Source organism: Streptomyces sp. LE64, assembly GCF_052606915.1.
This window is the reverse complement of sequence record NZ_CP199708.1, coordinates 3,666,815-3,679,180: the sequence shown is the minus strand read 5'-3', so window position 1 is coordinate 3,679,180 and position 12,366 is coordinate 3,666,815. Positions and strand designations below refer to the sequence as shown.

Below are 12,366 nucleotides of genomic sequence, written 5' to 3'. Positions count from 1 at the left end.
CACGTGCGCACGATCGTGATCACGGGAGGCGCCGACGGGATGGGCGCGGCCCTGGCCCACCACTACCTGAGGGCGGGTGACCGGGTCGTGGCGATCGGCAGGGACCGCGCCAAGTTCGAGGCGCTGGTGGCGAAGGCGTCCGCCACGGGCGGGGGCGACGCCGGGCCGCCCGTGGCGGTTCGGGCCGAGTTCCTCGCCGCCGACCTGTCCTCGGTCGCCGAGGCCCGCCGCACGGTCGGCCGGCTGACGGAGCGGCACCCGCGGATCGACGCCCTGGTGCTGGCCGCGTCCTTCGTCCGCCGACGCCGGCATCTGACGCCCGAGGGCCACGAAGCCTCCTGGGCGCTGTTCTTCCTGAGCAAGTACCTGCTGGTCACCGGGGTCGCCCCGGTCCTGGCAGCGGCGGCCCGGCCGGTGGTCGTGAACGCTGCGGTCCCCGGGGCCCGCCCCGACGCGATCGACTTCGAGGACCCGGGGATGGCCACGGGGTTCACCTTCGCCCGGTCCAACGCCCAGCAACGGAGGGCCAACGAACTCCTCGGCGTCCTCGCCACCGGGCTCGATCCCGACCTCGCCTATGTGACCTGGGGCCCCGCCCGGCTGGTCCGCTCCGGCTTCGCCGGCGAGTTCGGCACGGCCGCCAGGCTCGGCGTCACCGTCCTCGGGGGGCTGCTGGGGCAGCGCCCGGCCACCGCCGTCCGCCCGCTCGTCCGGCTCCTCGACGACCCCGCTCCGGGGCGGGCGGCGTACCGCGGCGGCACCCGGCGCCCGCTCGCCGCCGGTCCCCGCGAGGCCGAGGAGTGCGCACGGCTGACGGCCCTGGTCGAGGCCACCCTGTGACGCCCCCGCCCCGCAGCCGCCGGTTCACCCCGCACCCGCGGCGGGGCGCACAATGGCAGGGTGGAGAACATGTCCGGAATCGAACAGGCGCTGCACGCGGCGCAGGCGCTGGTGATGGCCGACCTGGCCGCGAGGAACGTCGCCGAAGCGGACGTGGTCTCGCTGGTGGAGGACTCGGTGACGCACCGTCGCTGGTGGGCCGAGCAGTGGCCGGAAGGCGCCGCGTACCTGACCGGGCTGGTCGCCCAGGACGTGCAGGACGCGCTGCTGGAGCGGTACGGGCGGTGGCCGCTCTGCCCGGTGTGCGCCTCCGGCGAGCCGCACGCCCTGGACGTGGAACCCGAGCTGGGCGCCGACCCGCACTGGGTGTGCAGCGAGGCGGGCGTCTCGGTGGCCCCGGTGGGTTCGCTGGGGCGGCTGCCCGGCACGGCCGGTCCGTGAGCCCCGGCCGGTGACCCTGTACATCGACCCGCCGACCTGGCCCGGACACGGCCGGCTCTGGTCCCATCTGGTCAGCGACGAGTCCTTCGAGGAGCTGCACGCCTTCGCCGAGCGGATCGGCGTCCCGACGCACGCCTTCGACCGGGACCACTACGACCTGCCCGCCCACCGCCATCCGGACGCGGTGCGGGCGGGCGCGGTGGAGGTCGGCTCCAAGGAGTTGCTGCGCCGGCTCACGGAGGCCGGTCTGCGCCGGCCCAAGCACCGGCGCGTCTGAGTGCCCGCGCCCCCGCACAGGGGCGCCCACGCCGGCGCGCATGACATGACCCCGACATGGGCACGCTCCGCGTACCGGCCGCGGCGGAACGTCACCCGGGCGGCGGCCGAACCCTTGACCGTCCCCCGTACGGGAAAATACCTTTCCGTCGTGACGGACATAGTGAAGGAAACTTCCACCCCCCCGCCCCCCACGCTCCCCGCCCCCACCACGCCGGCACCGCACCCCGTGCCACCCGCCGCCCTCGCCTCCCGGGTCCGCGCCCTCGCCCCCACCCTGACCCGCTCCATGCAGCGGGTCGCCGAAGCGGTCGCCGCCGACCCGGCCGGCTGCGCCGCCCTGACGGTCACCGGACTCGCCGAGCGCACCGGCACCAGCGAGGCCACCGTGGTCCGCACCGCCCGCCTCCTCGGCTACCCCGGCTACCGGGACCTGCGGCTGGCCCTGGCCGGGCTCGCCGCCCACCAGGAGTCCGGCCGGGCCCCCGCGGTCACCGCCACCATCCACGTCGACGACCCGCTGACCGACGTGGTCGCCAAGCTCGCCCACGAGGAGAGCCAGACCCTCGCCGACACCGCCGCCACCCTCGACGTCCAGCAACTCGGCGCCGCGGTCACCGCGCTCGCCGCCGCGGGCCGCGTCGACGTGTACGGGATCGGCGCCTCCGGGCTGGTCGGCCAGGACCTGGCCCAGAAGCTGCTGCGGATCGGGGTCGTCGCCCACGCCCACCACGACCCCCACCTCGCGGTCACCAACGCGGTCCAACTCGGCCCCGGCGACGTGGCCGTCGCGATCACCGACTCCGGCTCCACCCTCGACGTGATCGAACCCCTGCGGGTCGCGTTCGAGCGCGGGGCCACCACCCTCGCGATGACCGGCCTCCCGGACGGACCCGTCACCCAGTACGCCGACCACGTCCTCACCACCTCCGCGGCCCGCGAGAGCGAACTGAGACCCGCCGCGATGTCGTCCCGCACCAGTCAACTCCTGGTCGTCGACTGCCTGTTCGTCGGAGTCGCGCAGCGCACCTACGACCGGGCCGGCCCCGCCCTCGCCGCCTCCTACGAAGCCCTGGCCCATCGGCGCACCCACCGCGCCCCGCGCCCGCGCCGCTGACCCGTCGGGTGCGCCGGTCCGACCGGCCGGCGCACCCGCCCCCTGCCACCCGTCCCCGTCCGCCCCGGAAAGAGCCCGCCATGCCCACCTCCACCACCCGCACCACCGAGAACACACCCGACCCGGCCCCGGAGCTGCGCACCCGGCTCGCCGCCCTCACCACCGAGGCGCACCGCCCGGAGCTGGCCGAGGTCGACCTGTTGCCCACCGCGGAGATCGCCCGGCTGATGAACGCCGAAGACCGCCGGGTCGCCGCCGCCGTCGCCGAGCGGCTGCCGGAGATCACCGCGGCCCTCGACGCCATCGCCGCCCGCATGGCCCGTGGGGGGCGCCTGGTCTACGCGGGCGCCGGCACCGCCGGACGGCTCGGCGTCCTGGACGCCAGCGAGTGCGGGCCCACCTTCAACACCCGTCCCGGGCAGGTGGTCGGGGTGCTGGCCGGCGGCGCCGCCGCGATGGTGGACGCCGCCGAGGGCGCCGAGGACTCCCGGGAACTCGCCGCCGCCGACCTGGACGCGCTCGTCCTCACCGCCGACGACTCCGTCGTCGGCGTCTCCGCCTCCGGCCGCACCCCGTACGCGGTCGGCGCCGTCGAGCACGCCCGCACGCGGTACGGGGCGCTGACCGTGGGTCTGTCCTGCAACGCGCACAGCGAGCTGGCCGCCGCCGCGGACCACGGGATCGAGGTGGTCGTCGGCCCCGAGTTCCTCACCGGCTCCACCCGACTCAAGTCCGGCACCGCCCAGAAGCTCGTCCTCAACATGATCTCGACGATCACCATGATCCGGCTCGGCAAGACCTACGGGAACCTGATGGTCGACGTCCGCGCCTCCAACGAGAAGCTGCACGCCCGCTCCCGGCGCATCGTCACCCTCGCCACCGGCGCCGACGACACCGCCGTCGAGGCCGCCCTGGAGGCGGCCGGCGGCGAGGTCAAGAACGCCATCCTGATCATCCTGGCCGGCGTCGACGCCCCCACCGCCGACCGGCTCCTGCACACCGCCCGCGGCCAGCTGCGCGAAGCCCTGGCCGCAGCCGGCTGAACCGGCGGCGGAGCCACCGCCCCCACCCTCCCGGGCCCCACCCCGACAGCGAGGTCCCCATGGCCACCACCCCGCCCCCCGAACCGCCCGAACCCGCCGCCGACGCCCCCCACCGGGCCACCGCCGACACCCTCCTCGCCCTGGTCGGCGGCCCCGACAACATCGCCTCCGCCACCCACTGCATGACCCGGCTCCGGCTCGTCCTCCACGACCGGGCCCGGGTCCGGGACGCCGAGGTCCGGGCCCACCCGGCCGTCCTCGGGGTGGTGGAGGACGGCGATGCCTACCAGATCGTGCTGGGCCCCGGCCGCGCCGCCCGGGTGACCCGCGCCCTCGACGCGCTCCTCGCCCGCACCCCGGGCGCCCCCGCCCCGGCCACCGCCGTCACCGCCCCCGTCACCGCCGAGGACCTCGCCGCCCGGGGCGCGGCCCTGCGCGCGGACCGCGCCCGGCGCAACGCCACCCGCGGAAAGCTCCTGCTGCGGCGCGTCGCGGCGGTGTTCGTCCCGCTGATCCCCGCACTCATCGGCTGCGGCATGCTCGCCGGACTCAACGGCCTCCTCGTCAACGCGGGCCTCCTCCCGGGCCTGACCCCGGTGCTCGGCGCGCTCGCCTCCGCCTTCATGGCGCTGATCGCGGTGTTCGTCGGCCTGAACACCGCGCGCGAGTTCGGCGGCACGCCGGTCATCGGCGGGGCCGTCGCCGCGGTCGTCGTCTACCCCGGCGTCGACGCGATCAGCGTGCTGGGCCAACCGCTCGTCCCCGGCCAGGGCGGGGTGCTCGGCGCGCTCGGCGCGGCGCTGCTCGCCACCGTGATCGAGAAGTGGTGCCGCCGTTGGGTCCCCGAAGCCCTCGACGTGATCGTCACGCCCACCCTGACCCTGCTGCTGACCGGACTGGTCACGGTGTACGCGCTGATGTACCCGGCGGGACGGGCCGCCCGGGCGATCGGGGTCGGCGCGGACTGGCTGCTCGTCCACACCGGGGTCTTCGCCGGGCTGGTCCTCGGCGGACTCTTCCTGCCGCTGGTGATGCTGGGGCTGCACCAGGCGTTGATCCCGCTGCACACCACCCTCATCGAACAGCAGGGCTACACTGTGCTGTTGCCGGTCCTGGCCATGGCCGGGGCCGGCCAAGTGGGCGCGGCGGTGGCGGTGTTCGTCCGACTGCGCGGCAACCGGACGATCCGGGCCACCATCCGCTCCGCGCTCCCCGCCGGAGTGCTGGGCGTCGGCGAACCCCTCATCTACGGGGTGTCGTTGCCGCTGGGCCGACCCTTCGTCACGGCCTGCGCGGGCGGCGCCGCGGGCGGCGCGGTGGTCGGACTGTTCTCGATGCTCGGCACCAAGGTCGGCTCCACCGCGATCGGCCCCTCCGGCTGGGCGCTGTTCCCGCTCGTCCAGGGCAACCGGGGCTTCGGCACCACCCTCGCCGTGTACACCGGGGGGCTGCTCGCCGGCTACGCCGTCGGCTTCCTGGCCACCTACTTCTTCGGCCTCACCCGCAGCGCCCTCGCCGAACTCAACGCGGAACCGGCCCCCGAGGCCCGGACCGGCCGGGAGCCGGCCCCCGTCTGACGTCCGCCGGGGCGTCGCCCGGCACAATGGCAGGATGACGAACCGACGACGGGGGTTGATCGCGGCAACGGCCCTGGTGGGCGTGGCGGCCGTCACGGCCGGCGCCTGGTGGGCCGGGCGCGAACCCCAGTGGGACGGCGCGGCGTTGCGCTCCGCGGTGGCCGAGGTGACGGACAACCTCAACAAGGGCCCGCACCCCTACGTCCTCAACTACGGCGACGCCATCGAACACCGCGTCGGCGACACCGGCAGAGGCCCCGACGACGAGGTGTTCGTGGTCCGGGTCGACGCCCCGCACGACACCTCCCGGGAGGACGCCCGCGCCCCGCACCTCTACCAGGTCTCCACCGAGGACGCCCGGGTCTGCCTCCGCGTCACCCGCACCGACCCCCGCCCCAGCGCCCGCTACACCGGCCTGTCGGCCCGAACGGCGCCTTGTCCGGGGTGAGTCCGGGGGATCGAGAGCGAGGGAGAACCGCGTACGGCGTCAGACGCGGAGGGGCCAGCGCACGGCGTCGCCGAGGGCGAGTTCGTGCCGGCCCCGTGAGGGGTGGTCCGGGCCCACGACCTCCCGGCCCCCGCCCTCCGCGGTCGCGAGCAGGCAGGCATGGGCGCGGGCGGGCGTCGGTGCGTCACCCCGGGGCGGCTCGGACGCCGCAGGCGACTCGGTCCGCTCGGCATCCGAACTGAAGGCACTCCGCGCGAGGTTGGCGCCGCACGCCTCGCACGCTGCGGTACGCGAGTTCCTACACCTCGGGTAGCCCGAGCAACCGACGCAGGCGCTTGGCCGCCACCTGGTCGTCCAGGGCCAGCAACGGGGTGATGCCCATCCGATGGGCCGCGGCGAGGTTCTCCTCGCTGTCGTCGACGAGCAGGCACCGTTCGGCCGGCACGCCGAGCTTGTCGAGCACCAGGCGGAGAACGGCGGGGTCGGGTTTGCGCAGACCGTGGTCAGCGGAGAGGACCACCTCGTCGAAGGTGCCCGCCAGGTCGAACCCCGCGTAGGGGTCGTACGGCTCCCGCCCGAGGCTGTTGGACAGCACCGCGGTCCTGATCCCGGCGGCCCGGGCCTGACGCGCCACTCCGAGCATGCCGTACGCGGGGAACGCGTCGTGGAGGTACCGGGCCATCAGGTCGTCCGGCACCACGCCGAGCAGGGCCGCGAACCCGGCGTTCCATTCGGTCTGGGCGATCTGTCCGAGTTCGAGCCTCCGGAAGAGTTCCTGGCCCCGCGGGTCGGCCCAGGCCCGGAGGAAGGTGCCTCGACGGAGGCGTTCCCGGTCCTCGAAGGAGGAGATCACCTCGGGCGGGTCCGTGCGGGGCGCGGCGCTCCGTACCGACCTTCGGGTACGAGATTTCCGCATGCGATGCCCGAATCCTTGCACGGACGCTCAGCGAAGGGCGAACACCGATCACAGCAATACCCGTGCGGCCCCGCGGAAAAGGGTCATGCGTTCCGGATTCACGATCAAGTGAGAATCTCCGGCACCCCAGCTTGGCCAGCTTCTTGCCTTGACCGGTGGCGGAGGAGCCCCGACCATCATCCGTGAACACCCACCCGGAGAAGCATCAGGAACGAATGGAGAAAGGTGATGTCTGGGAAGTCACGCAAGAAATCCGGGAACTCCTTGGCCCGCCGTGCGTCCCGGACCCTGCTCGCCGCAGTTCTCGTCGCGCCCGCGGTGCTCGTGTCCTCCCCCACCGCGCAGGCCGCCTCCTCGGACGCCCGCGCGCTCCCGGGCCGGTTCTACTCCGACGGCGTGAACATCCGCAACGCACCGCGGCTCAACGCCACGGTGCGGGGGCTCGGGTACCGCAGCCACCGCATCACCGTGCACTGCGGCACCCCCGGTCCCCTGGAAACGTACTGGTGGCGCATCACCAACAACACGACCGGGGTGCGTGGATACATCGTTCAGGAACACGGCGGCCCGTCGAGCGACCCCGGCAGGTGCTAGCCGGCGGCACCGCCCGCACCGGGACCTTGCCCGCCGCCCACCGCTCCGCCCGCTCGGCCCCGGCCGTGCGCGCGCCGACTCACCAGCACGCCCCTCACACGGAACCAGGAGAATTCCATGCGTGGGAAAAGAGCCTTCGCCAGCGCGGGGATCGGTACCGCACTCGTCCTCGGCCTCGTGGCCGCCCCGGCCCACGCGGAATCGGTGAAGTCCACCGCCTCCGCAGCCTGCTACGTGTACGTCAGTCCCAGCGTCGGATACCTCAACGTCCGTGCCGCCAAGAGCTCGACTTCCCGGCTGATCGTCAAGTACACGGGAACTCGCCTCACTCCCCAGGGTTGCGAGTACGAGGAGACCGGATCGTCGTACCGGTGCAATGCGGGCGAACCGCAGTACAACAATTGGGCGCCGGTGATCTACAACGGGGTCAAACGCTACGTGGCCATGGAATGCAGTGGCGGATGGGGGGCTTGACCGGCGACGGCGCAGCCTCCGGGCACCCCTGTCGGTCCGGGAGGGTGCCGGTGCCCTCGGGTCACCCGGGGCAGTGGGTGTCGCGGGCGGGGAGGGTGCCGTGCAGCAGGTACGCGTCGACGGCGCGCCGCACGCAGTCGTCGGAGTGGTTGAGGTAGACGGTGTGCGCCCGGGCGGCCAGCGTCACGAGTCGGGAGCCGCGCATCGCCCGGTGCATCCGCAGACCTGACGGGTAGGGGGCACGGGGGTCCCCGGTGGCCTGGATCTGGAGAGCCGGGACTCCGTTGTCGATGGGGACCAGGGGCTGCAACGGTTCCCGCTCCCAGAACGCACAGGGGAACGGCGCATGGGTCAGGGGTCCGAAGACGGGCTGCGAACGGCGGCTGCGCTCCACCACCCGGCGGTAGTGGCCAGGGCTGCGGGGCACCGCCGCGTCGGCGCAGATCATGGCGAGCGAGGCCGAGTAGTCCGTCGCCTGAGTGCTCCCGGGGCCCGCGAACATCAGGTCGAGGGTCGCCCGCAGCGCCTGCGGCACGATGACCGGCCGCCCCTCGGCAGCGTCCCGTAGGACCCGCAGCATGCCCGCGGCCTCGGGGTTCGCCCGGTCGTCGATGAGCGCGAGGTAGAGCAACAAGGGAAGTTCGTGGTCGGTGATCCGGTGCTCGCCGATCCTGATCGGCTCCCGGGCCGCCCGCCCGATCACCCCCTCGACGCCGGCGCGCACTGCCGCGGGCGTGGCGCCCAGACCGTACGCACCGTCCCGGGGCGCCGCCCAGCGGGCGAAGTCGTCGAGGGCCCCCTCGTAGGCGGCGCCTTGGCGGCGCACCATCCGGAGCGGGTACTCGGCAGGGTCGGACGCACTGTCCAGGACCAGGCGGTCCACCCTGCCGGGGAACATCTGCGCGTACGTCGCACCCAGGATCGCTCCGTGGGACTGCCCGAACCACGACGTGCGCCGCTCGCCCAACACGGCACGGACGAGGTCCACGTCCCGTGCGATGTTGCGCGTCGACAGATGAGGGACGGACTCCGGCGCGTTGCGCCAGCACTTCCGGGCGTCTTCGCGGGACAGCCGCGCACTCTCCTCGAACCCGGCCCGACCGGTGCCGGGCGCGTACAACAGCCAGCTGCTCCGGTCGAGTCCGCAGTCGACCGGAGTACTCGCGCCGAGCCCGCGGGTGTCCATGCCGATGACGTCGTACGCCGCCGCGACCGCCGGGCTCATCGCCTTCCGCAGGTCCGCCGGCATGCCGAGCCCCCGGGACCCGGGGCCGCCGGGATTGGTCTGGAGGATGCCGCGCCGCCGGGCCGGTTCCCCCGCCGCGATCCGCGAGACGGCGATCCTGATGGTGCGCCCCCGCGGGTGGGCGTAGTCGAGCGGGACGGTGAGGTGCGCGCACTCGGTGCCGCTCGCGGTGAGCGAGGCGTCCGCGCACCTTCCCCAGTCGACGGACTGGTTGCGGAACCGGTCCAGGCCGTCGGGGGACCCGGACCGCGACGCGGGAGCGGAAGTCCCGGGCGCCAGTCCGAGTGCCGCGACCGAGAGGACGGCCAGGCCGAGCACGCTGATCCTCTTCACGCTCCGCGACGCTACCGCCCCCGAACCGGACACCGCCCGGCCAACGGCGACGTGTCGTCCACCGACCGCACGATCTCGGTCGTCCAGCACGGCGACGCCCGCACGGCGGAGGGGGCCGCACCGCACGGGTCGAGAGTCCCGTGCCCCTCCCCCGCCGCACCACCACCCCGGCGTCGGAGGGCTTCGACACGGAGAACCCTGCCTCCCCGAACGCCGGGGAGGCAGGGCGAAGTCAAGCCGAACCAAGGACCCGGGGATCACACCTCGGACGCACGCACCAACGTCACGAAACCCGTCCAACTCTCCAAACTCACCAGCAGCACGGGGCCACCGGACACCTTGCTGTCCCGCACCGGAACCACACCGCGCGTCGAGGCGAAGGCGGGCGCCCACTCGACGCACGTGCCACCATTGGGCGCACTGTAGGTGCTCTTCACCCAACTCGCCGCCCCGTAAGCGTTCTCACTCACGCCTGTACTCCTCACGCATTCGCCAGATCCGGTCAAGGGTCGCGCGACGGCCCAACGCCTCTAGGAAGAACCCTGCCTCCCCGAACGCCGGGGAGGCAGGGCGAAGTCAAGCCGAACCAAGGACCCGGGGATCACACGTCGGACGCACGCACCAACGTCACGAAACCCGTCCAACTCTCCAAACTCACCAGCAGCACGGGGCCACCGGACACCTTGCTGTCCCGCACCGGAACCACACCGCGCGTCGAGGCGACAGCGGGTGCCCACTCGACGCACTGGCCGCCGTTGGGTGCACTGTAGGTGCTCTTCACCCAACTCGCCGCCCCGTAAGCGTTCTCACTCACGCCTGTACTCCTCACGCATTCGCCAGATCCGGTCAGAGGTCGCGCGACGGCCCAACGCCTCGGCCCGTAGCTGATCGTAGACCTCCGCCGCAGCCGCAGTGATCTTGGGCGCGTCCTGCGGCCGTCCCGCTACAGGACCCTCTGTGTAGAGCAGCGTAGGACGGGATTCGAAGGCCATCAATGTGAAGGGTGTCGCCACGGCCGGCACCGCGTCGAAGGGCATCAGCTGCAAGGTCACCTCGGGCCGTTCGCCGTCTTCGAGGAGACGGCCGAGCTGCCCGGCCATCACCTTCGAGTCTCCCACCCGCACCCGCAGACAAGCTTCATGGAGCACCACCCACAGCTTCGGGGGCGGCGGTTCAGTACGGGTGAACAGCTCGCGCCGGCTCATCCGTGCCGCCACCTTGGACTCGATCGACTCCGTCGTCGTACCCGGCATGGTCAGCCGGTAGGAGGCGCGGGCGTACTCCGGAGTTTGTAGGAGCCCCATCACGTAGAGGGTCGAGTAGTCGAAGATCCGCGCCGCCTTGCGTTCGTAGGTCACGTACGGCAGGAACCAACTGGGGTGGTCGCCCTCCAGGGCTCGCTCTCGCTGGCGGGTCAGCATGACGCCGGTGCCGAACGCCTTGTCGCAGCCGACGGCGAACCGCTCGCTGGGGTGGACGACGCCCTTCTCCACCTTGCAGACGTAACTCGGCGAGTAGCCCGTCACCTTGCCCAGGGCCTGAAGAGTGATGCGACGGGTCCTGCGCAGCTCCCGAACGTCAACACCGAACGTCTCAAGTGGATTCAAAAACTCTGATGGTTCGTCATCTTTCATCGCGATGACCTGCCCCTTCCTGCGAACCGGCAACTCGAACACCGGTTTGGGTCTTGAGCCCCCCTCCGTCAACTCTACTCACCCACAGCAACCTTGTGGTCACATCGAGAAACAAACCCCGGCCGAGACCGGGTCCCGAGAATCAGGTGAGACGACCGATGTTCCTCAATGACGAGGGAGAGGTTCTGCCTCCCGCCACCGCGCTGACGTTCCCGCCCTGCGCCTGCGGCTACCCCCAATGCCCGGACCGGGCACGGGAGTCCGAAGACGACGGCGAGGCGGAGCCGGTGCCCCCGGCCGCGCAGGCCGAGCCGGAACCGGAGCCGGAGGTGCCGGACAGCCCGGCGCTGAGCGAGTTGCGGGCCAAGGTCCGTGAGGGCAACGCCCATCGGCGATCGATCCGGTCCGTCGACCCGAACCAACCGTAACCACCCGGCCCCCGACCAGGGCCGGTTCCCCGAAGCCCCGCCCGGTCGCCGTGGAAGACGGAGGCCGGGCGGAAGGGGCGCGGAGAACGCACACTCCGCCCCCACCTGGTCCCCGGGCGTCGGCCGCGCCCGGGGACCGGGACGGAACCCGTCCCGCCGGCCGCCGGGGTCATCCCCACCCCGCGGCCGGTGGGACGGGCCACGCCCCGCCCACCGCAGGACAGAAGACGAGAAGGCCCCGGCAGGTGACGCAACACCCGCCGGGGCCACGCCGACACAGCTTCGAAGGAGCTGGCATCGACATGCGTGAGCCTATCGTCCGTGCACTCGTACGGGTACTGACTCGTATCCGCTTGACGCGGACCCCCCACCACACCGGCGCCACCACCGCCACCCACCACCCACCGGCCGGGACAGCCACGGGACCGGCAACGTGGCCGGGACCGGGGCCGGAGGCGCTCGTGGTGCAGGAGGACAGCCCCTGGGCCAGGCCCTGGCCCGGGCCCTCCAGCGCACAGGCCCGAGCCGTGTTCCACGCCCCCGAGGCACACCACCTCGACCCCGCCCAACAGGAACTCTTCTACGCCGAAGCATGGGCGGCCCAGGGCTACACCTACCGACCCGACCCCCAACGACTCCGACCCCGACCCCAGCCACCGGCGTACCTGTGGGTGGTGTCCCCGTGACGCGCGAGGCCCTGACCGGTCCCCCGCCCGAGCCGTTCACCGCACGGTGCGTCGTCTGCCACCGGCGCACCACGGCGCCCGTGGCCGTCCGGCACGCCGGAAGCCTCAGCGGCGGCAACGCCGTCACCCTCTACGCCTGCCCCGCCCACGTGTCCTCCGTCGCCCCCGGCCCCTTCGGCGACGAGTTCGCCCCGGAAGCCGAAGGGCTCGAAGGGCGAGAGGGGCTCGAAGGAGCAGCGTGAAACGCCCGAGGGCGGCACCCCCTGCGGGGTGCCGCCCTCGGTCCGTCCGGACGGACGGGTGGTGCGGAAGT

General features: G+C 73.2%; 17 protein-coding genes. 12 read left to right on the top strand and 5 right to left on the bottom strand.

Going from position 1 to position 12,366, the window contains the following annotated elements; genetic code table 11:
• Positions 1-3 precede the first annotated feature (3 nt).
• The 7 genes from ACSMX9_RS16750 to ACSMX9_RS16720 all read left to right on the top strand — a co-directional run bounded on the left by ACSMX9_RS16750 (position 4) and on the right by ACSMX9_RS16720 (position 5,742).
• Positions 4-840, top strand: coding sequence for an SDR family NAD(P)-dependent oxidoreductase (locus ACSMX9_RS16750; RefSeq protein WP_445394909.1), 837 nt, complete (start codon positions 4-6; stop codon positions 838-840).
• Between the two features lie 69 nt (positions 841-909).
• Positions 910-1,281: a hypothetical protein gene (locus ACSMX9_RS16745; protein WP_445394908.1), complete on the top strand. Its 372-nt coding sequence runs from the start codon at positions 910-912 to the stop codon at positions 1,279-1,281.
• A gap of 10 nt (positions 1,282-1,291) precedes the next feature.
• Positions 1,292-1,558: a DUF4031 domain-containing protein gene (locus tag ACSMX9_RS16740; protein WP_445394907.1), complete on the top strand. Its 267-nt coding sequence runs from the start codon at positions 1,292-1,294 to the stop codon at positions 1,556-1,558.
• Positions 1,559-1,708: 150 nt separating this feature from the next.
• On the top strand, positions 1,709-2,674 hold the full coding sequence (locus tag ACSMX9_RS16735) for a MurR/RpiR family transcriptional regulator (protein WP_366117237.1): 966 nt from the start codon (positions 1,709-1,711) through the stop codon (positions 2,672-2,674).
• 80 nt (positions 2,675-2,754) lie between these two features.
• Positions 2,755-3,717: an N-acetylmuramic acid 6-phosphate etherase gene (murQ, locus tag ACSMX9_RS16730; protein ID WP_445394906.1), complete on the top strand. Its 963-nt coding sequence runs from the start codon at positions 2,755-2,757 to the stop codon at positions 3,715-3,717.
• Positions 3,718-3,776: 59 nt separating this feature from the next.
• Positions 3,777-5,294: a PTS transporter subunit EIIC gene (locus ACSMX9_RS16725; RefSeq protein WP_445394905.1), complete on the top strand. Its 1,518-nt coding sequence runs from the start codon at positions 3,777-3,779 to the stop codon at positions 5,292-5,294.
• Positions 5,295-5,328: 34 nt separating this feature from the next.
• Positions 5,329-5,742 (top strand): hypothetical protein, encoded by a 414-nt coding sequence (locus ACSMX9_RS16720; RefSeq protein ID WP_445394904.1) that lies wholly within the window; start codon positions 5,329-5,331, stop codon positions 5,740-5,742.
• 298 nt (positions 5,743-6,040) lie between these two features.
• Here the strand turns inward: ACSMX9_RS16720 and ACSMX9_RS16715 are convergent, their stop codons facing one another.
• Entirely contained in the window at positions 6,041-6,658 is a 618-nt protein-coding gene (locus ACSMX9_RS16715) for an HAD-IA family hydrolase (RefSeq protein ID WP_445394903.1), read from the bottom strand.
• 228 nt (positions 6,659-6,886) lie between these two features.
• Between ACSMX9_RS16715 and ACSMX9_RS16710 the strand changes: the two genes are divergently transcribed.
• Both ACSMX9_RS16710 and ACSMX9_RS16705 read left to right on the top strand, forming a co-directional pair.
• A complete protein-coding gene (locus tag ACSMX9_RS16710) occupies positions 6,887-7,252 on the top strand; it encodes an SH3 domain-containing protein (RefSeq protein ID WP_445394902.1) in 366 nt (121 codons plus the stop codon).
• A gap of 117 nt (positions 7,253-7,369) precedes the next feature.
• Positions 7,370-7,726: a hypothetical protein gene (locus ACSMX9_RS16705; RefSeq protein ID WP_351241560.1), complete on the top strand. Its 357-nt coding sequence runs from the start codon at positions 7,370-7,372 to the stop codon at positions 7,724-7,726.
• A gap of 61 nt (positions 7,727-7,787) precedes the next feature.
• Here the strand turns inward: ACSMX9_RS16705 and ACSMX9_RS16700 are convergent, their stop codons facing one another.
• From ACSMX9_RS16700 to ACSMX9_RS16685, 4 genes are all read right to left on the bottom strand, one after another.
• Positions 7,788-9,305, bottom strand: a complete 1,518-nt coding sequence (locus ACSMX9_RS16700) for an alpha/beta hydrolase (protein ID WP_445394901.1) — start codon at positions 9,303-9,305, stop codon at positions 7,788-7,790.
• Between the two features lie 257 nt (positions 9,306-9,562).
• Entirely contained in the window at positions 9,563-9,775 is a 213-nt protein-coding gene (locus tag ACSMX9_RS16695; RefSeq protein WP_445394900.1) for a DUF397 domain-containing protein, read from the bottom strand.
• 131 nt (positions 9,776-9,906) lie between these two features.
• A complete protein-coding gene (locus ACSMX9_RS16690; protein WP_445394899.1) occupies positions 9,907-10,119 on the bottom strand; it encodes a DUF397 domain-containing protein in 213 nt (70 codons plus the stop codon).
• Positions 10,112-10,981 (bottom strand): helix-turn-helix domain-containing protein, encoded by an 870-nt coding sequence (locus tag ACSMX9_RS16685; RefSeq protein WP_445394898.1) that lies wholly within the window; start codon positions 10,979-10,981, stop codon positions 10,112-10,114. Before ACSMX9_RS16685 ends, ACSMX9_RS16690 begins: the two co-directional genes overlap by 8 nt.
• A gap of 116 nt (positions 10,982-11,097) precedes the next feature.
• On the opposite strand from ACSMX9_RS16685, the gene ACSMX9_RS16680 reads away from it, so the two are divergent.
• The 3 genes from ACSMX9_RS16680 to ACSMX9_RS16670 all read left to right on the top strand — a co-directional run bounded on the left by ACSMX9_RS16680 (position 11,098) and on the right by ACSMX9_RS16670 (position 12,295).
• Entirely contained in the window at positions 11,098-11,367 is a 270-nt protein-coding gene (locus ACSMX9_RS16680; protein WP_445394897.1) for a hypothetical protein, read from the top strand.
• Between the two features lie 461 nt (positions 11,368-11,828).
• The gene (locus ACSMX9_RS16675; protein WP_445394896.1) at positions 11,829-12,053 is read left to right on the top strand and encodes a hypothetical protein; all 225 of its coding nucleotides are present in this window, start codon (positions 11,829-11,831) and stop codon (positions 12,051-12,053) included.
• Positions 12,050-12,295 (top strand): hypothetical protein, encoded by a 246-nt coding sequence (locus ACSMX9_RS16670; protein WP_445394895.1) that lies wholly within the window; start codon positions 12,050-12,052, stop codon positions 12,293-12,295. Before ACSMX9_RS16675 ends, ACSMX9_RS16670 begins: the two co-directional genes overlap by 4 nt.
• Positions 12,296-12,366 lie beyond the last annotated feature (71 nt).